This is a genomic window from Pantoea sp. ANP04 (genome assembly GCF_041982285.1).
Taxonomy (GTDB): domain Bacteria; phylum Pseudomonadota; class Gammaproteobacteria; order Enterobacterales; family Enterobacteriaceae; genus Pantoea; species Pantoea eucalypti.
Window position 1 is genome coordinate 59,276 of record NZ_JAUTYS010000017.1, and the last position, 18,219, is coordinate 77,494.

16 protein-coding genes and 1 other RNA gene are annotated in these 18,219 nt (G+C 55.7%); 11 read left to right on the forward strand and 6 right to left on the reverse strand.

The genetic code is table 11. The annotated features are described in order from the left end of the window. Positions 1–25 precede the first annotated feature (25 nt). Together rpiA and serA are read left to right on the forward strand one after the other, a co-directional pair. Positions 26–685: a ribose-5-phosphate isomerase RpiA gene (gene rpiA, locus Q7C21_RS19760; protein WP_003852846.1), complete on the forward strand. Its 660-nt coding sequence runs from the start codon at positions 26–28 to the stop codon at positions 683–685. 279 nt (positions 686–964) lie between these two features. Next, positions 965–2,203, forward strand: a complete 1,239-nt coding sequence (gene serA, locus Q7C21_RS19765; RefSeq protein WP_003852850.1) for a phosphoglycerate dehydrogenase — start codon at positions 965–967, stop codon at positions 2,201–2,203. A 256-nt stretch (positions 2,204–2,459) separates the two neighbouring features. On the opposite strand, the gene Q7C21_RS19770 is transcribed toward serA, so the two are convergent. The 3 genes from Q7C21_RS19770 to zapA all read right to left on the reverse strand — a co-directional run bounded on the left by Q7C21_RS19770 (position 2,460) and on the right by zapA (position 3,697). After that, complete coding sequence (locus Q7C21_RS19770) at positions 2,460–3,053, reverse strand: 5-formyltetrahydrofolate cyclo-ligase (RefSeq protein ID WP_375151054.1); 594 nt, start codon at positions 3,051–3,053, stop codon at positions 2,460–2,462. A 92-nt stretch (positions 3,054–3,145) separates the two neighbouring features. Beyond that, positions 3,146–3,328, reverse strand: a non-coding RNA gene (gene ssrS, locus Q7C21_RS19775) — 6S RNA. Positions 3,329–3,367: 39 nt separating this feature from the next. Next, a complete protein-coding gene (zapA, locus tag Q7C21_RS19780) occupies positions 3,368–3,697 on the reverse strand; it encodes a cell division protein ZapA (RefSeq protein WP_008925677.1) in 330 nt (109 codons plus the stop codon). Between the two features lie 170 nt (positions 3,698–3,867). On the opposite strand from zapA, the gene Q7C21_RS19785 reads away from it, so the two are divergent. From Q7C21_RS19785 to Q7C21_RS19820, 8 genes are all read left to right on the forward strand, one after another. Continuing rightward, positions 3,868–4,446: a YecA family protein gene (locus Q7C21_RS19785; protein ID WP_003852855.1), complete on the forward strand. Its 579-nt coding sequence runs from the start codon at positions 3,868–3,870 to the stop codon at positions 4,444–4,446. Positions 4,447–4,492: 46 nt separating this feature from the next. Beyond that, complete coding sequence (pepP, locus tag Q7C21_RS19790; RefSeq protein ID WP_140916630.1) at positions 4,493–5,815, forward strand: Xaa-Pro aminopeptidase; 1,323 nt, start codon at positions 4,493–4,495, stop codon at positions 5,813–5,815. Beyond that, positions 5,812–6,990: a 2-octaprenyl-6-methoxyphenyl hydroxylase gene (gene ubiH, locus Q7C21_RS19795; protein ID WP_039660734.1), complete on the forward strand. Its 1,179-nt coding sequence runs from the start codon at positions 5,812–5,814 to the stop codon at positions 6,988–6,990. Before pepP ends, ubiH begins: the two co-directional genes overlap by 4 nt. A 13-nt stretch (positions 6,991–7,003) precedes the next feature. Further along, complete coding sequence (gene ubiI / locus Q7C21_RS19800) at positions 7,004–8,206, forward strand: FAD-dependent 2-octaprenylphenol hydroxylase (protein WP_375151046.1); 1,203 nt, start codon at positions 7,004–7,006, stop codon at positions 8,204–8,206. A gap of 432 nt (positions 8,207–8,638) precedes the next feature. Further along, positions 8,639–9,736, forward strand: a complete 1,098-nt coding sequence (gene gcvT / locus Q7C21_RS19805) for a glycine cleavage system aminomethyltransferase GcvT (protein ID WP_039660737.1) — start codon at positions 8,639–8,641, stop codon at positions 9,734–9,736. Positions 9,737–9,759: 23 nt separating this feature from the next. Continuing rightward, positions 9,760–10,146: a glycine cleavage system protein GcvH gene (gene gcvH / locus Q7C21_RS19810; RefSeq protein ID WP_003852867.1), complete on the forward strand. Its 387-nt coding sequence runs from the start codon at positions 9,760–9,762 to the stop codon at positions 10,144–10,146. A gap of 80 nt (positions 10,147–10,226) precedes the next feature. Further along, positions 10,227–13,100, forward strand: coding sequence for an aminomethyl-transferring glycine dehydrogenase (gcvP, locus tag Q7C21_RS19815; protein WP_375151047.1), 2,874 nt, complete (start codon positions 10,227–10,229; stop codon positions 13,098–13,100). A gap of 66 nt (positions 13,101–13,166) precedes the next feature. Continuing rightward, complete coding sequence (locus Q7C21_RS19820) at positions 13,167–13,910, forward strand: SDR family oxidoreductase (RefSeq protein ID WP_039660739.1); 744 nt, start codon at positions 13,167–13,169, stop codon at positions 13,908–13,910. Between the two features lie 30 nt (positions 13,911–13,940). Here the strand turns inward: Q7C21_RS19820 and Q7C21_RS19825 are convergent, their stop codons facing one another. Further along, positions 13,941–15,380 carry a 6-phospho-beta-glucosidase gene (locus tag Q7C21_RS19825; RefSeq protein ID WP_003852873.1) on the reverse strand — a complete coding sequence of 480 codons (1,440 nt, stop codon included), beginning with the start codon at positions 15,378–15,380 and terminating at the stop codon, positions 13,941–13,943. A gap of 115 nt (positions 15,381–15,495) precedes the next feature. Then, positions 15,496–16,215, reverse strand: a complete 720-nt coding sequence (locus Q7C21_RS19830) for a MurR/RpiR family transcriptional regulator (protein ID WP_003852874.1) — start codon at positions 16,213–16,215, stop codon at positions 15,496–15,498. Positions 16,216–16,384: 169 nt separating this feature from the next. On the opposite strand from Q7C21_RS19830, the gene Q7C21_RS19835 reads away from it, so the two are divergent. Next, entirely contained in the window at positions 16,385–17,050 is a 666-nt protein-coding gene (locus Q7C21_RS19835; RefSeq protein ID WP_039660741.1) for a hemolysin III family protein, read from the forward strand. Positions 17,051–17,099: 49 nt separating this feature from the next. Here the strand turns inward: Q7C21_RS19835 and ygfZ are convergent, their stop codons facing one another. Continuing rightward, positions 17,100–18,086 (reverse strand): tRNA-modifying protein YgfZ, encoded by a 987-nt coding sequence (ygfZ, locus tag Q7C21_RS19840; protein WP_008925670.1) that lies wholly within the window; start codon positions 18,084–18,086, stop codon positions 17,100–17,102. Between the last annotated feature and the right edge of the window lie 133 nt (positions 18,087–18,219).

The following is an 18,219-nucleotide window of genomic DNA, read 5'->3' on the forward strand; positions in this document are numbered from 1 at the left end:
TTGTCGCACAGGTTTTAAACATACCATGACCCAGGATGAACTGAAAAAAGCCGTTGGCTGGGCTGCACTTGATTACGTGCAGCCGGGCACCATTGTCGGCGTAGGCACCGGCTCCACCGCTGCCCACTTTATCGATGCGCTTGCCACGGTCAGGCATCAGATCGACGGTGCCGTCTCCAGCTCAGATGCCTCCACCCAGAAGCTGAAAAGCCTGGGCATTCAGGTTTTTGACCTGAATGAGATTGATGTGCTGTCGGTTTACGTCGATGGCGCGGATGAGATCAACCCGCAGATGCAGATGATTAAAGGCGGCGGCGCGGCGCTGACGCGTGAAAAGATTGTGGCTGCAGTGGCTGAAACCTTTATCTGTATCGCTGACGCCTCGAAAGAGGTGGATGTACTGGGCCGCTTCCCGCTGCCGGTTGAAGTGATTCCGATGGCACGCAGTTATGTGGCGCGTCAGCTGGTGAAAATGGGCGGCTTACCGGAGTATCGTCAGAACGTGGTAACGGATAACGGTAACATTATTCTCGACGTGCATAATCTGCGTATCCTGGATCCGATTGAGCTGGAAAAAACCATCAATGCGTTGCCTGGCGTCGTCACTGTCGGCCTTTTTGCCGCGCGCGGTGCCGATATTGCACTGATTGGCGGACCTGATGGGGTCAAAACTATCAAAAAATGATCTGTCTGGCGCCGTAAAGGCGTCAGTTATTTCTGCCTGAAAATCATCTTTTCTCACACTGGTGAAATTTGGTGACTTATGTCACATAAGCGTCATCGGCAGCGGGTTCGTTCTCTCTTCTTTGCCTCTCTCATGATTTTGTCCGGCAATGTACTGCTGGCAGCCGCTGCCGTGCTGGCTGCCGGGCAATCGTTTGTATTGCCGGACGCGATTTTTTTGATATTTTGACAGAAGGCTGGCTTATGGTAGTCCTCATTGAATGCTGAATAGGATTGGGAAATGGCAAAGGTATCACTGGAAAAAGATAAGATTAAGTTCCTGCTGGTGGAAGGTGTCCATCAGAGCGCGCTGGATAACCTGCGGGCTGCAGGCTATACCAACATCGAATTCCACAAGGGCGCGCTGGACTCCGACGCGTTAAAAGCATCGATTCGCGATGCACACTTCATTGGTATCCGTTCCCGCTCCCAGCTCACTGAAGAGATTTTTGCGGCGGCTGAAAAGCTCGTCGCCGTTGGCTGTTTCTGTATCGGCACCAACCAGGTTGATCTGCAGGCTGCTGCCAGCCGGGGTATTCCGGTGTTCAACGCGCCGTTCTCCAATACCCGCTCGGTTGCGGAGCTGGTGATTGGTGAGATGCTGCTGATGCTGCGTGGCATCCCGGAAGCGAACGCGAAAGCGCACCGTGGCATCTGGAACAAGATTGCCAAAGGCTCATTTGAAGCACGTGGCAAAAAGCTGGGTATCATCGGTTATGGTCATATCGGGATGCAGCTGGGCGTGCTGGCAGAAAGCCTGGGCATGCATGTTTTCTTCTACGACATTGAAAACAAGTTGCCGCTGGGGAATGCTACCCAGGTACGCCATCTGGCCGATCTGCTCAACATGAGCGACGTTGTCAGCCTGCACGTGCCGGAAACTGCCTCAACACAGGATATGATCGGTGCAGAACAGCTGGCGCAGATGAAGCCCGGTGCGCTGCTGATTAACGCCTCACGCGGTACCGTAGTCGATATCCCGGCGCTGTGTGATGCGCTGGCCAGTAAACATGTTGGTGGCGCGGCCATCGACGTCTTCCCGACAGAACCCGCCACCAACAGCGAGCCGTTTATCTCTCCACTGAGCGAATTCGACAACGTGATCCTGACGCCGCACATTGGCGGTTCGACGGAAGAAGCGCAGGAGAACATCGGGATTGAAGTGGCGGGCAAGCTGGCGAAATATTCCGATAACGGCTCGACGCTGTCAGCTGTTAACTTCCCGGAAGTCTCACTGCCGATTCACGGTATCAGCGCCAGTCGTCTGCTGCACATCCATGAGAACCGTCCAGGCGTGCTGACAGCCATCAACCAGATCTTCGCAGAGCAGGGCATCAACATCGCCGCCCAGTATCTGCAAACCTCGCCGTTTATGGGCTATGTGGTTATCGACATTGATGCCGAGCCAGAAGTGGCCGAGAACGCGCTGCAGCTGATGAAGGCGATTCCGGGTACTATCCGCGCCCGTCTGCTTTACTAAGCGATGCAGACACGAAGTGGCGCTAAATAGCGCCACTTCGTGCTATCAGGTACGATCTGCTGTGAGGCTGAGCCTGCTCAGGAAAAACGGTCAGATCGGAAAGTCGCAAACACGTCATTCCTGACTGCCTGGCCCGCGCGGGGGCCGCTTTCCTCTTCTTACCGTGTCCCCTTCGCGTGGTGCTATTTCATTGTTGCAAAATTCGCCCTGATTCGGGGTGCTGATCCGTCTGAAAAAGCCCATAACAGCGGCTCTTCTACTCCCACTGCCAGAGCTTTGACGGCGTCATTACCGCCGGCAAAGGTACATCCCATTCTGCCACCGGCAGGCTATCGACCTGCTGACAATCGTGGGCCAGACCAACCGGCAAAAAGCCGTGCTGTCGCCAGTTCTGCAGGGTGCGATCGTAGAAGCCGCCGCCCCTGCCCAGACGCTGCCCATGCTGATCAAACGCAACCAATGGCACCATCATCAGATCCAGCTGATCAAGCGTGATCAACTGCCGGATATCCAGCGGCGGTTCAGGAATACGTAGTTTATTGATATGCAATGGGGTATCGGGCGTGTAGCGCAGAAACAGTAAATGACCGGGCGAGAAGGGATGCAAAACGGGCAGATAGACCGCTTTCTTCAGATGCCAGAGCCTGGCAATCAGCGGACGGGTATTCAGCTCACCATCAACTGACAGGAACAGGGCAATGTTGCGCGCGTGAGTAATCGGCGCATAGTTAAGGGCAAGTTCAGCGAGCTGTTCGGCCGCCTGGGCCTGCTGATCTTCAGTCATTGCACGGCGCAAATGGCGTACCTGCTGACGGATAACCTGACGCTGTATCATTGAAGGTGATGACATGGAAGATTCAGACATGATTTCCCCGCCTGATAAGTCGCTGAACAGCGACTATAACATGTCGGTATGGGGATGAAAGCAGGACTGCAGGAAGAGAGATCTCCGAGATGCCGCCGTAGGCTGTAACCCTTGAACCCTTGGTTCAAGGTGAACATGCCGTCATAACCATCAGGCTTCTCGGACGAACCGAGCATGCACACAGGTTACGAGCGTCACATTCTGTTTTTTCGAAATATCGGCTCAGGGGACTGGCCCACATGCAAACATCTCAGAGAAAATTTACCTCACCGTTACTTTAGTATAGCAACCATGAAGTTTTATTCGAACTTCGCACCCTCACGCTCAGAGATGCGACCTTGCTCAACTAATGCCTGTTCAATCGTCTGCTGCAACATACGGATACGCTGTTCCATATTAGCAGCATAATCGCGCGTTTTCACTTTCTCTTGCGCCAGCTCGTGGCAGACGTTTAACGCGGCGATGAACACCAGTTGTTCTGTATTGGTGACTCTAGTGCGAACTTTTAGATCTTGCAACCGTTGATTGAGATCTTCAGCCGCGCTATTGAGCGCATCTTGCTGCTCTGGCGGACAATTCACTCTCAACGAACGACCAAAAATTTGTAAATCTACCGGTTGTGCAGACATGCCACCTTCCTGACTGATTACTTCGCTCGCAACTCCCTTAGCTGTCAATGGCTTGGGAGGCGGGCAACTATATAGACCCACGAAATAAGATACAACCCCTTTTCTGGAAACCTTGAGGCAGCTAGTGGTAGCATAACACGAACTTATTCTGCCAACGACGATGAAAACTTATGTCCTTACAGAACGCAACCCCCGATTACAACGCGCTCGCGGCAGTGCTCTCACAGCAGGGTGTTGGTATGACGCCTGCAGAAATGCATGGCCTGCTAAGCGGCATCCTCTGCGGCGGTAACCAGGACACCAGCTGGAAGACGCTGGTACACGATCTGGCTAACGAAGGCATGGCGTTTTCACACACGCTTGCGGTCCCGCTGGCGGCGCTGCACGAGCACACGGCCACTACGCTGGAAGATGAGGGTTTCCTGTTTCAGCTCATGCTGCCTGCGGACGACGACATCACCGTATTTGACCGTGCCGATGCGCTGGCAGGCTGGGTTAACCATTTTCTGCTCGGTCTGGGCGTAACACAGCCTAAACTGGATAAAGTCACCGGCGAAACCGGCGAAGCAATCGATGATTTGCGTACGATTGCCCAACTCGGTTACGAAGAGGATGAAGACCAGGAAGAACTGGAGCAGTCGCTGGAAGAGGTGATTGAATATGTGCGTGTCGCTGCACTGCTGTGCCACGATACCTTCACTCGTCCGCAGCCAACCGCGCCAGAAGTGCAAAAACCGACGCTACACTAATTTCAGGTCAACGCGTTTAACCGGTCAGTTTACAGGGAGTGCAGAGATGATTTCACTGGAACGATACCTGCAGCGTCGTCAGGCGCTGCTGGCGAAGATGGTGCCTGGCAGCGCAGCGCTGATTTTTGCTGCGCCTGAAGTGACGCGCAGTAACGACACCGAATATCCCTTCCGCCAGAGCAGCGACTTCAGTTATTTCACCGGCTTTAATGAGCCGCAGGCATTGCTGGTGCTGATCAAAAGCGATGAAAATCACAACCACAGCGTGCTGTTTAACCGCGTGCGTGACCCCGCAGCGGAAGTCTGGTCTGGTCGTCGATTGGGTCAGGAGGCCGCGCCCGATAAACTCGGCGTGGATCGTGCCTTACCCTGGACCGCTATTGGTGAACAGCTGCACCTGCTGCTGAATGGCCTGGATGTGATTTACCATGCGCAGGGCGAATATGCTCACGCAGACACTCTGGTGTTCAGCGCACTGGATAAACTGCGTCGCGGTTTCCGCCAGAATCTTAGCGCGCCAGCCACCGTCACTGACTGGCGTCCATGGGTGCATGAGATGCGCCTGTTTAAAGATGCGGATGAAATTGAGTTGTTACGCCGCGCCGGGAAAATCAGTGCACTGGCGCATACTCGCGCGATGCAAACCTGTCAGCCGGGCATGTTTGAGTATCAGCTGGAAGGGGAGATCCATCACGAATTTACCCGTCACGGCGCGCGTTATCCCTCCTATAACACCATTGTGGGGGCCGGCGAGAACGGCTGCATTCTGCACTACACCGAAAACGAAAGTGAGATGCGCGACGGCGATCTGGTACTGATCGATGCAGGCTGTGAATTCCACGGCTATGCCGGTGATATCACCCGTACCTTCCCGGTTAACGGCCGATTCAGCCCGGCGCAGCGCGCGATTTATGACATCGTTCTGGCTTCGCTGAAGCGATCGCTTGAGATGTTCCGGCCTGGCGTCAGCATTCGCGAAGTGAATGACGAAGTGGTGCGCATTATGATCACCGGTCTGGTGGAGCTGGGTATCCTGGAGGGTGACATCGATACCCTGATCGCCGAAGACGCACATCGCCAGTTCTATATGCATGGCCTGGGCCACTGGCTGGGGCTGGACGTTCACGACGTAGGTCACTACGGCACCCCGAGTCGCGATCGGATTCTGGAGCCGGGCATGGTGTTAACCGTTGAGCCGGGTCTCTATATCGGGCCGGATGCGGATGTACCCGCGCAATATCGCGGCATTGGCATCCGAATCGAAGATGACATTGTGATTACGGAAGAGGGCATTGAGAATCTCACCGACAGCGTCGTGAAAGAAGCCGATGAGATTGAAGCACTGATGGCGGCGGCAAAACAGGCATGACAATTCTGATTGCCGGAGGCGGCATGACCGGGGCGACGCTGGCGCTGGCGATCTCCCATCTCACCCAGGGCACACTGCCGGTGACGCTGATTGAAAGCAGCGAGCCAGGCAGCCGGGCGCATCCCGGTTTTGACGGCCGCGCGATTGCCCTCGCGGCCGGAACCTGCCAGCAACTGGCGGATATCAACCTGTGGCAGCGCATTGCCAGTTGTGCCACGCCGATTACCCATATCCATGTCTCCGATCGCGGTCACGCGGGCTTTGTGTCACTGGCGGCGGCTGATTATGACATTCCGGCGCTGGGGCAGGTTGTCGAGCTGTTTGATGTCGGTCAGCGGCTGTTTGCGGAACTGAAAAAAGCGCCAGGCGTGACGCTGCGCTGTCCTGCACGCGTTACCCAGGCTCACCGAAGCGACCAGCAGGTTGAGGTGACACTGGACAGTGGCGAACAACTCAGCGGCAAGCTGCTGGTGGCCGCGGATGGCACGCGCTCTGCCCTGGCCGCCTCGTGCGGTATTCAGTGGCAAAGAGACGACTATCAGCAGCTCGCGGTAATTGCCAATGTCTCCACTGCGCTGCCCCATCAGGGCCGCGCTTTCGAGCGTTTCACCGAGCATGGCCCGCTGGCGCTACTGCCGATGTCTGGCAACCGTCTCTCGCTGGTCTGGTGTCATCCGCTTTCGCAGCGCGAACGCATTGAGCAGTGGAGCGAGGCTGAATTCCTGAGTCAGCTGCAGCGTGCCTTTGGCTGGCGACTGGGCAAATTCACTCACACGGGTCAGCGAGAATACTACCCGCTGGCGCTACACCGGGCGATGTCGCCGGTGACGCACCGTGTGGCGGTGGTGGGTAATGCTGCACAGACGCTGCATCCCATTGCCGGGCAGGGTTTCAATCTTGGCCTGCGCGATGTGATGTCGCTGGCTGAAACGCTGGCAGCCGCCCATCGTCATCAGCAGGATCCCGGCAGCTATGCCGTGCTGCATCATTATCAGCAGCGTCGTCAGCCCGATCGCGCCGCCACTATCGGCATCACCGACGGACTGGTGCGCGTTTTTGCAAACCAGTATGGTCCACTGGTGGCAGGACGTAACCTGGGCCTGCTGGCAATGGATCATCTGCCGTGGCTACGAAATCAACTGGCTGAGCGTACGCTTGGCTGGGTTAAGCGTTAATAAAGAGGCTCAGATGCAAAGTTTTGATGTGGTGATCGCCGGTGGCGGTATGGTGGGGCTGGCGGTGGCCTGCGGCTTGCAGGGCAGCGGACTGCGCATCGCCGTGCTGGAAAAATCGCCGGAGCCACCGCTGGCGCTGAGTGCGTCACCGTCGATTCGCGTGTCGGCGATAAACGCCGCCAGCGAACGGCTGCTGCAGAAGCTGGATGTCTGGTCGACCATTCTTTCGCTGCGCTGCCGCGCATATCACGGCATGGAAGTGTGGGATAAGGACAGCTTCGGCTCCATCGCTTTTGATGATGAGCAGCAGGGCTTGTCACATCTGGGCCATATCGTCGAAAACCCGGTGATTCACACTGCGCTCTGGCAACGTGCCAGCGCCTGCAGCGACGTGACGATAATGGCACCTTCGCAGTTACAGCAGGTGGCATTTGGTGACAACGAAGCCTTTGTTACGCTGCAGGATGGCAGTATGTTAAGCGCGCGATTACTGATTGCCGCTGACGGTGCTAACTCCTGGCTGCGCAACAAAGCCGATATTCCGCTGACTTTCTGGGATTACGATCACCGTGCGTTAGTGGCTAACGTCCGCACTGAGAAGCCGCACGACGCGGTGGCCCGCCAGGTGTTCCACGGCGACGGTATTCTGGCTTTCCTGCCGATGCAGGATCCGCATCTGAGCTCCATCGTCTGGTCGCTCTCGCCACAGGAAGCGAGCCGTCTGGAAACCATGCCGGAAGCGCTGTTCAATCAGCAGCTCTCAGTGGCGTTTGATATGCGCCTCGGCCTGTGTCAGCTGGAAAGCGAGCGCAAATCGTTCCCGCTGGTAGCGCGCTATGCCCGCAACTTTGCGGCACACCGTCTGGCGCTGGTGGGCGATGCGGCTCACACCATTCATCCGCTGGCGGGGCAGGGCGTAAACCTTGGCTTTATGGATGCCGCCGAGTTGATTGGCGAGATTCGCCGCCTGCATCAGCAGGGCAAAGATATTGGTCAGCACCTCTATCTGCGTCGCTACGAGCGCAGCCGTAAACACAGCGCCGCAATGATGCTGGCTGGCATGCAGGGCTTCCGGGAGATGTTCGCTGGCAATAATCCGGCGAAAAAACTGCTGCGTGACGTCGGTCTGAAACTGGCTGATCGTCTGCCAGGGGTAAAACCTATGATGCTGAAGCAGGCGATGGGCCTGAATGATTTGCCCGCCTGGCTTCGCTAAATTCTCGCCTTTTGATAAGCCAGCGTCTGCTGGCTTTTTTTATGTCTGAATCCCTCTGCACCACCAAAAGGCAATGCTGCACCAGTCCGGGTCTTCGTTTGATTTATTCTAATTTTGCTAGCAATTTCGCATTACTTTTTCTCATTCATCTCTTCGCGGTCAGCGGGATTTTTTTAACATCCTGAACGCCTTGCCGCATAAATTTGCTGTGTATATTTAAAGTCCCTGCATTTATTGCGCGATTAATCACAAAATTGCAGTTTTTTATCCTGTCACAGGCTGTTTCTGGTTAGGCTGTGCATCTGCGTTCGACCCCGGTTTGCTTATGGTTAATCGTCAGATTCGGTGGTAACGTCAGTCGTAAGAGAACGTTTGCGTCGGCACTCAATTCCGGCGCAATTTTGCCCTCACTCGCTTCTGCACAGGATGGTTATGACTCAGCAAACACCTCTGTTTGAACAGCATCAGGCCTGCGGTGCCCGCATGGTGGATTTTCATGGCTGGATGATGCCATTGCACTATGGCTCCCAGATGGATGAACATCATGTGGTGCGCACTGACGCCGGGATGTTTGATGTCTCTCACATGACCATCGTCGACCTGACAGGACCGCGTACCCGCGAATTCCTGCGCTATCTGCTGGCGAATGATGTGGCAAAACTGACGCAGCCAGGCAAAGCGCTTTACACCGGGATGCTGAATGCGTCGGGTGGCGTCATTGACGATTTGATTGTTTACTTTATGAGCGAATCGTTCTTCCGGCTGGTGGTGAACTCCGCAACCCGTGAAAACGATCTCGCCTGGATCACACAACATGCGCAGGGTTATGGCATTACGCTGACGGAACGCGATGACCTGGCGCTGATTGCTGTGCAGGGTCCGCAGGCGCAGCAGAAAGCGCAGACGCTGTTCAGCGAGGAGCAGCGTCAGGCTGTGGCTGGCATGAAGCCGTTTTTTGGTGTGCAGTCAGGTGACCTGTTTATCGCGACCACTGGTTACACCGGCGAAGCAGGATATGAAATTGCGATGCCCGCCGGTGAGGCAGCCGATTTCTGGCAGCGCCTGCTGGCAGCTGGCGTAAAACCTGCCGGACTGGGCGCACGCGACACACTGCGCCTGGAAGCCGGAATGAATCTTTATGGTCAGGAGATGGACGAAGGCGTTTCACCGCTGGCCGCCAACATGGGCTGGACGGTGTGCTGGGAACCTTCTGACCGCGATTTCATAGGCCGGGAAGCGCTGGAACTGCAGCGTGAACGCGGCACAGAAAAGCTGGTGGGGCTGATCCTCACAGAAAAAGGGGTGCTGCGTAACGGCCAGCCGGTGCGTTTCACCGATGACCAGGGGCAGCCACAGGAGGGGATCATCACCAGTGGTTCTTTCTCACCGACGCTGGGTTGCAGCATCGCCCTGGCGCGCGTACCGGCCTCGGTCGGCAGCACCGCCATCGTTGAGATCCGTAACCGCCAGATGCCCGTCCAGGTTACCCGTCCCGTTTTTGTCCGCGCCGGTAAACCGGTCGCTCAGTAAATTTTATTCAGGAGAAATGGCCAATGAGCAATGTGCCGAATACGTTGAAGTACCGCGACAGCCATGAATGGGTGCGCAAAGAAGCCGATGGCAGCTACACCGTGGGTATTACTGAACATGCGCAGGAGTTACTGGGCGACATGGTATTTGTCGATCTGCCTGAAGTGGGCGCGACGTTTGCCGCCGGTGAAGAGTGCGCGGTGGCAGAGTCCGTTAAAGCGGCGTCAGATATCTATGCGCCAATTAGCGGTGAGATTGTGGCGGTCAACGATGCCCTGACTGACTCACCGGAGCAGGTCAACAGCGAGCCTTATGACGGCGGCTGGTTATTTAAAATCAAAGCCAGTGACGCGTCTGAAATCGACACGCTGCTGGATGCGGATGCTTATAAAGCCTCCATCGACGAGTAATCGTCAGGCGGCCTCAGACAGAGGCCGCAGATTTCTGTTTGCTCTCCGGTTCCCCCAGCCCGATTCAGGATTTACTGCTAATGACTCAGACTCTCAGCCAGCTTGAACACAACGGTGCATTCATTGAGCGCCATATCGGTCCTTCACCTGAGCAGCAGGCGCAGATGCTTGACGCGATTGGTGCCCGTTCGCTGGACGCGTTAATCAGCACGATTGTGCCGGCAGACATTCAGCTGCCGGGTCCACCCGCCGTTGGCGAAGCCGCGACTGAACAGCAGGCGCTGGCCGAACTGAAAGCCATTGCCAGTCAGAATCTGCGTTACAAATCCTGGATTGGTATGGGATACAGCGCGGTCATCACTCCGCCGGTTATCCTGCGTAATATGCTGGAAAATCCGGGCTGGTACACTGCCTATACCCCGTATCAGCCTGAAGTCTCGCAGGGCCGCCTGGAAGCACTGCTGAACTTCCAGCAGCTGACGCTGGATCTTACCGGCATGGATATTGCGTCCGCCTCTTTGCTGGATGAAGCCACGGCTGCAGCCGAAGCGATGGCGATGGCAAAACGCGTCAGCAAGCTCAAAAACGCCAATAAATTCTTCATTGCCGACGATATTCATCCGCAGACGCTGGATGTGGTCCGGACTCGTGCAGAGACGTTCGGTTTTGAACTGATCATCGACAGCGCCGACAAGGCAGCGGATCACGACGACCTGTTTGGTGTGCTGCTGCAACAGGTGGGAACGACGGGCAACGCGCACGATTACAGCGCGCTGATTGCCGGGCTGAAAGCACGCAAAGTCGTGGTAAGCGTGGCGGCAGACTTTATGTCGCTGGTGTTACTGGAAGCGCCAGGCAGGCAGGGCGCAGATATTGTCTTTGGTTCCGCTCAGCGCTTCGGCGTGCCGATGGGTTACGGCGGTCCGCACGCTGCCTTCTTCGCCAGCCGCGACGAGCATAAACGCTCTATGCCAGGCCGCATCATCGGTGTGTCACGTGATGCCGCAGGTAACACAGCACTGCGCATGGCGATGCAGACCCGTGAACAACATATCCGTCGTGAAAAGGCTAATTCCAACATCTGTACGTCGCAGGTACTGCTGGCAAACATTGCGGGTCTCTATGCAGTTTTCCACGGCCCGGCTGGTCTGAAACGTATTGCCTCACGCATTCACCGCTTCACCAGCATCCTGGCAGCCGGACTGCAGCAGGGCGGCCTGAAACTGCGCCATCAGCACTGGTTCGATACGCTGACGGTGGAAGTGGCGGATAAAGCCGCTGTGCTGAACCGCGCTTTGAGCTTTGGCGTTAACCTGCGCAGCGACATCCATAATGCCGTTGGCATCACGCTGGATGAAACCACCTGCCGCGAAGATATTCTGGCGCTGTTTGCTATTCTGCTGGGTGATGAACATGGCCAGGATCTGGAAAAACTCGACAGCGAAGTCGCCAGTGAAAGCCACGCGATTCCTGCGGGCCTGCAGCGTCACAGCGAGATCCTGACCCATCCGGTGTTCAACCGTCATCACAGCGAAACCGAGATGATGCGCTATATGCACAGCCTGGAGAAAAAGGATCTGGCGCTGAATCAGGCGATGATCCCGCTCGGATCCTGCACCATGAAGCTCAACGCTGCCGCTGAGATGATCCCGATCACCTGGCCGGAGTTTGCTGAGCTGCATCCATTCTGCCCGGCTGAACAGGCTACCGGCTATCTGCAGATGATCGGCCAGTTGTCGCAGTGGCTGGTGCAGCTCACCGGCTATGATGTACTCTGCATGCAGCCTAACTCTGGCGCGCAGGGGGAATATGCCGGGCTGCTGGCGATCCGCCGCTATCACGAAAGTCGCGGCGAGGGCGATCGTCATCTCTGTCTGATCCCGAGTTCGGCACACGGTACGAACCCGGCCTCAGCCCAGATGGCGGGTATGGATGTGGTCGTGGTCGCGTGCGACAAACAGGGCAACATCGACCTTGGCGACCTGCGTGAAAAGGCGGCGCAGGCGGGCGACAAACTTTCCTGCATCATGGTGACTTATCCCTCCACACACGGTGTCTATGAAGAGACCATCCGTGAAGTGTGCCAGATCGTGCATCAGTATGGCGGTCAGGTGTATCTGGATGGCGCGAACATGAATGCGCAGGTCGGCATCACCACGCCAGGCTACATCGGCGCAGATGTCTCGCACCTCAATCTGCACAAAACCTTCTGCATTCCGCACGGCGGCGGCGGTCCGGGTATGGGACCGATTGGCGTGAAAGCGCACCTGGCTCCGTTTGTTCCGGGACACAGCGTGGTGCAGATCGACGGTGTGCTGACGCAGCAGGGCGCGGTCTCCGCAGCGCCGTTTGGTAGCGCCTCTATTCTGCCGATCAGCTGGATGTACATTCGCATGATGGGAGCCGAAGGGCTGAAACAGGCCAGTTCGGTCGCGATTCTGAATGCTAACTATATTGCCAGCCGCCTGCAGTCTGCTTATCCGGTGCTCTATACCGGCCGCGATGGCCGTGTGGCGCACGAATGTATTCTCGACATCCGTCCGCTGAAAGAGCAGACCGGCATCAGTGAGCTGGATATTGCTAAGCGCCTGATCGATTATGGATTCCACGCGCCGACCATGTCCTTCCCCGTGGCGGGCACGCTGATGGTGGAGCCGACCGAGTCAGAGAGTAAAATCGAACTGGATCGCTTTATTGACGCAATGCTGGCGATCCGTATGGAAATTGACCGGGTGGCGGCAGGGGAATGGCCGCTGGACGATAACCCACTGGTTAATGCGCCGCATACCCAGCTGGAAATCGTCAGTGAGTGGTCACATCCTTACAGCCGTGAACTGGCGGTCTTCCCGGCAGGCAGCCATAACAAATACTGGCCGACCGTAAAACGTCTGGATGATGTGTTTGGCGACCGCAATCTGTTCTGCTCCTGCGTGCCGATGAGCGATTATCAGTAATCTCCCTACGGGCAAGCGTTAATCATCAGGGGCCGATTCGTCGGCCCTTTGTTATGGAGAATCAGCATGAAACTGGCACTGGTTACGGGTGGCAGCCGCGGTATCGGGCGGGCCACGTCACTGTTACTGGCAGCCCGGGGTTATCGGGTTGCAGTGAACTATCGTCAGCGCGAGGCCGAAGCGCAACAGCTGGTGGCACAGATCCAGCAGCAGGGCGGTGAAGCCTTTGCGGTTCAGGCGGATATCAGTGATGAAGCGCAGGTGATGGCGATGTTTGCGCAGCTCGACAAGCACTCTATGCCGCTGGCGTTGCTGGTGAACAACGCCGGGATTCTGTTTCAGCAATGCCGCACCGAACAGCTTGAGGCGGCGCGACTGCAAAAGGTCTTTGCGACCAACGTCATCGGATCCTTTCTCTGCTGTCGTGAGGCGGTTAAGCGGATGGGCACGCATCACGGCGGTCAGGGCGGCGCGATTGTAAACGTCTCGTCGGCCGCATCGCGTACCGGTGCGCCTGGCGAATATGTAGATTACGCCGCCTCAAAAGGGGCGATGGATACGCTGACCAAAGGATTGTCGCTGGAAGTGGCGCAGCAGGGGATTCGGGTCAATGGCGTACGTCCGGGATTTATCTATACAGAGATGCATGCCGATGGTGGAGAGCCGGGCAGGGTAGACAGACTTGCCAGCGCGATTCCGATGGGGCGCGGCGGTGAGGCAGAAGAGGTAGCGGAAGCGATTGTCTGGCTGGCCAGCGATGCGGCCTCATACGTCACCGGCAGCATCATTGACGCTGCCGGTGGTCGTTAACTCACTTCGTAGCTTATGCGGCTTCAGGAATCAGAGGTTTTCGCCGTTGCTGGCGATAACCTGCTGATACCAGCTGAAGCTTTTCTTCTTCGCACGAGAAAAGTCGCCGCTGCCATCATCGTTTTTATTCACATGAATAAAGCCGTAGCGCTTATCGTACTGGCCGGTGGTAAAAGAGACACAATCCAGGCAACCCCATGGTGTGTAGCCCATTAAATCCACACCATCATACGCTACGGCTTTCTTCATCTCTTCGATGTGCGCACGCAGGTAGTCGATGCGGTAATCATCTTCAATCAGGCCGTCAGCGCCGGGCTTATCGATCGCACCAAAGCCGTTTTCGACAATAAACAGCGGCTTCTGGTAACGCTCATACATCTCGTTCATGGCATAACGCAGGCCGACCGGATCGATCTGCCAGCCCCAGTCTGACGCTTTCACATGCGGGTTTTTCACCACACCTTCAAAGCCGGTGATGGGATCGTCAACGCCGCTGGCATCGCTCTTCACGGCGTTGCTCATGTAGTAGCTGAAACCGACATAGTCTGCACAGCCCTGGCGCAGCGTCTCAGCATCGTCCGCTTCCATCTGAATGTCATAACCTTTACGTGCCCACTCCCTGAGCGTGTAGGCCGGATAGTAGCCACGCATCTGCACGTCACTGAACACATAGCGCTGATGCATCGACTCCTGCGCCAGCACCACATCGTCCGGGTGGCAGGAGAACGGGTAGACAGGGACCATGGCGATCATGCAGCCAATCTGGAAGTCAGGATTGATGTCGTGACCGAGCTTCACCACTTTAGCGCTGGCAACAAACTGGTGGTGCATGACCTGATACATTGCCTGTTCAGGTTTCTCATGCTCGGTAAAGATCACACCTGAACAGCAGTAACCAAACAGCGGATACTGCCAGTTGCGCTGGTTGTTGATCTCGTTAAAGGTCATCCAGTATTTCACTTTGTTCTTATAGCGGTTCAGCACCACTTCGCTGAAGCGCACAAAGAAGTCGACCACTTTGCGGTTGTGCCAGCCGCCATACTCTTTGACCAGGTGATAAGGCATTTCGAAGTGCGAAAGTGTGATGACCGGTTCAATGCCATACTTCAGCAGTTCATCAAACAGATCGTCATAGAATTGCAGGCCCGCTTCATTAGGCTGCTGCTCATCTCCATTGGGGAAGATGCGGGTCCAGGCAATGGAGGTGCGGAAGCATTTAAAGCCCATCTCGGCAAACAGCGCGATATCCTGTTTATAATGAGAATAAAACTCCACGCCTTTGTGGTTCGGGTAGAAATGACCAGGCTGTACGCCGTCGGTGATCACGCGGTCAACGCCGTGTGAACCGCCGGTCAGCACGTCAGCAATGCTGACGCCTTTGCCGCCCTGATCCCAGCCACCTTCAACCTGATGCGCCGCGACCGCACCGCCCCAAAGAAAGCCTTTTGGTAACTGCAATTCTGCACTCATGCTTTACTCCATTACGGATATTGAAATTGAGCTGAGTGTAGCAAGGCAATATTGAAAGTCACGATATAACAGCGCGCCTGGAATTACGTTTGTTACATCCAAAAAACACGCTGTTTTATTTCCCCAGCTGGCGGCCTATTGCTTCAATAATATAGGTCACCGGCACCTGAGTGGTAATGTCAGAATTGTCGGCCATGCGAATAATCGGCACGTGATAGCAGAGGTTAAAATCACCAATCTTCGCCAGAGAGCAGCTTTCCGTATTCGTTATCGCAATGATTTTGCACTTCTTCAGGCTGAACTGACTGGCAATGCGCAGGATCTCTTCCGTTTCGCCGGAGACCGATAAAATAATGGCGACGGCATTTTCATACAGGTCAGTGCTGACCGGATAGTAGGGGTCGTCAATGGCGTGACTGAATTTACCGAGGTTAGAGAAAAACCGCGCGCCATATTTTGCCAGACTGCCGGAGGTGCCGACGCCAATAAAGAAAACCCGATCCGCCTGATTAATTTTCTGCGCAGCCTGCGTGATGAGCTGTTCAAACTCCGGGTTATTAATACTCTTGAAAAAACTCAGCATTTCACTGACGCCCGCCGTGTTGAGCAGCGGTGCACGCTGTTGTTCGCTTAAGCGCAGGCGGATGCGGAACTCTGACCAGCCTTCACAATCCATCTTGCGGCAGAAGCGCAGCACGGTGGTGGTGGAGACGGCAGCCTGCTCAGCCAGCTCGCGAATCGTCATATAGCTGACGCCCTCGCGGTGCTTAATGATGAATTGATAGACCTGCATTTCCAGATCGTTAAGGCGGGCGAGATCGCGATGCGAAAACATGAATGACTCATTGAACAGTTGACCGAAGGTCAGTTTACCAGATTCAGTACGTGGTTTAAGGGATAGTGAATTTCTGTGAGCATTTTTAGCGTACACGTGTACACTGAAAAAATTATTGGGTAGGCTGGGTAACAGTGACTACTGCTATGGCGCTGTTCAGGAAACTAATATGACCACCACACTCTCTCAAAAACATCGACCCTCTGCGGGCTATTCCATTACCGAGGAGATTGCCAACAGTATCAGTCACGGTCTTGGCTGCCTCTCTGGCATCGTCGGGCTGGTGCTGATGCTCCATCAGGCCACTGAGAGGCAGGCTGACACCATCACCTTTATCAGCTACAGCCTCTATGGCGGCAGCATGATTTTGCTGTTTCTGGCCTCAACGCTCTATCACGCAATCCCGGATGGGCCCGCCAGACCCTGGCTGAAAAAGCTCGATCACTGTGCCATCTATCTGCTGATTGCGGGGACCTATACGCCGTTTCTGCTGGTCGGACTGAGGACGCCCCTGGCGTATGGCTTAATGGCGGTGATCTGGGGGCTGGCGCTGGCGGGTATTGTGTTCAAGCTCACGATTGCACATCGCTTTAAAGCGCTGTCGCTGGTGACCTATCTCTGCATGGGGTGGCTGTCGCTGATTGTGGTTTATCAGCTGGCGATGATCCTGCCGCCGGGCTGCATCTGGCTGCTGGCCGCAGGCGGAATTATCTATTCGCTTGGGGTGATTTTCTATGTGGCACGCCGCATTCCCTTTAACCACGCCATCTGGCATTTGTTTGTGCTGGGCGGCAGTCTCTGCCACTTCTGCGCCATCTATTTTTATGTGCGCTGAGTAGATTGCGGCATGGCCCTTCCGTTAATGAAAGGGCCATGCGGTTACATCACTCTTCAGCCAGCGAGTAGGGCAGCGGCTGAATGGTCAGATGCCCGCCTTCGTCACCTTCAACCCGCAGCACGCTGTCCGGCTCCAGATCGTTATTCAGCACCACCTGAATCCAGCTGATTCCATCATCTAACTGCACCGCAGCCAGCACGCTTCCGGTACGACGCCAGCGCTCACCCATCTGTAACTCCAGCGGAGCATTGGCTTCGGGCAGATGACTTGCCTGACCCGCCAGCCAGTAGAGCGCGCGTTTATTGGCACCGCGATATTTCGCTCTGGCGACCATCTCCTGACCGGCATAGCAGCCCTTTTTGAAGCTGATAGCATCCAGTGCCTGCAGGTTGGTGGCCTGAGGAATAAACTGCACACTGGTGGCCGGATCGATTACCGGAATGCCCGCTTCAATGTCCAGCGCCAGCCACTGCTGACTGTCATTAAACTGAGCATCGTCATTAAGCTTCTGTTTCAGCGCTTCTGCCTGTGACAGCGAGGTAACAATCAGAAAACGTTCGGCGGGTTGGGCAAACCACAGCAGCGTGGTTTCTCCCTGCTGCACCACTGGTTTTTCGCTGTCGGGCAGGTTATCAAACAGATTTGCCAGCGCGGCGCGGGCCTGAAAACCGGCCAGGCCCAGCAACACGCACTCATCGTCAGCTGCCATCGTCACTTTCGAAAACACCGCGTATTTTTTTAACTCAGTCAGCTGGGTGTCGCGCAGTTCACGGCGGATCAGATAGGCATAGCCTTCGCCGCGATGGAACAGGCGCATATTACTCCACATTTTGCCTTTGGCATCGCAGTGTGCGGCGGGCGAATGGTGGTCTGCATCCAGCGCCGCGACATCTAGCGTTAGCTGACCCTGCAGGTAAGCGGTACTGTCAGCACCGGTAATGGAAACCAGCGCCCAGCTATCCAGTGACATCAGGGTTAATGGCAGGCGAGACGACGCGGCAGGCTGGCGCGGCGGTAAAGTAAAAGTGGGCATGGAGATATCCTGTATTAGAAGGTTCATCCGGAACATTGTCTTCAATGTTAAAAGAGCCGACTGGCAATGCAACCTGTTTACGGAAAACGGCGCACAAAAGGCGTGATAACCCTGAAAAGCTACAATCTGAAAT

Bases quoted from the DNA above. Each gene is read 5' to 3' on its own strand.
- rpiA (WP_003852846.1), top strand. From the start codon at position 26: ATGACCCAGGATGAACTGAAAAAAGCCGTTGGCTGGGCTGCACTTGAT.
- serA (WP_003852850.1), top strand. From the start codon at position 965: ATGGCAAAGGTATCACTGGAAAAAGATAAGATTAAGTTCCTGCTGGTG.
- Q7C21_RS19770 (WP_375151054.1), bottom strand. From the start codon at position 3,053: ATGTCATCACCTTCAATGATACAGCGTCAGGTTATCCGTCAGCAGGTA.
- zapA (WP_008925677.1), bottom strand. From the start codon at position 3,697: ATGTCTGCACAACCGGTAGATTTACAAATTTTTGGTCGTTCGTTGAGA.
- Q7C21_RS19785 (WP_003852855.1), top strand. From the start codon at position 3,868: ATGTCCTTACAGAACGCAACCCCCGATTACAACGCGCTCGCGGCAGTG.
- pepP (WP_140916630.1), top strand. From the start codon at position 4,493: ATGATTTCACTGGAACGATACCTGCAGCGTCGTCAGGCGCTGCTGGCG.
- ubiH (WP_039660734.1), top strand. From the start codon at position 5,812: ATGACAATTCTGATTGCCGGAGGCGGCATGACCGGGGCGACGCTGGCG.
- ubiI (WP_375151046.1), top strand. From the start codon at position 7,004: ATGCAAAGTTTTGATGTGGTGATCGCCGGTGGCGGTATGGTGGGGCTG.
- gcvT (WP_039660737.1), top strand. From the start codon at position 8,639: ATGACTCAGCAAACACCTCTGTTTGAACAGCATCAGGCCTGCGGTGCC.
- gcvH (WP_003852867.1), top strand. From the start codon at position 9,760: ATGAGCAATGTGCCGAATACGTTGAAGTACCGCGACAGCCATGAATGG.
- gcvP (WP_375151047.1), top strand. From the start codon at position 10,227: ATGACTCAGACTCTCAGCCAGCTTGAACACAACGGTGCATTCATTGAG.
- Q7C21_RS19820 (WP_039660739.1), top strand. From the start codon at position 13,167: ATGAAACTGGCACTGGTTACGGGTGGCAGCCGCGGTATCGGGCGGGCC.
- Q7C21_RS19825 (WP_003852873.1), bottom strand. From the start codon at position 15,380: ATGAGTGCAGAATTGCAGTTACCAAAAGGCTTTCTTTGGGGCGGTGCG.
- Q7C21_RS19830 (WP_003852874.1), bottom strand. From the start codon at position 16,215: ATGTTTTCGCATCGCGATCTCGCCCGCCTTAACGATCTGGAAATGCAG.
- Q7C21_RS19835 (WP_039660741.1), top strand. From the start codon at position 16,385: ATGACCACCACACTCTCTCAAAAACATCGACCCTCTGCGGGCTATTCC.
- ygfZ (WP_008925670.1), bottom strand. From the start codon at position 18,086: ATGCCCACTTTTACTTTACCGCCGCGCCAGCCTGCCGCGTCGTCTCGC.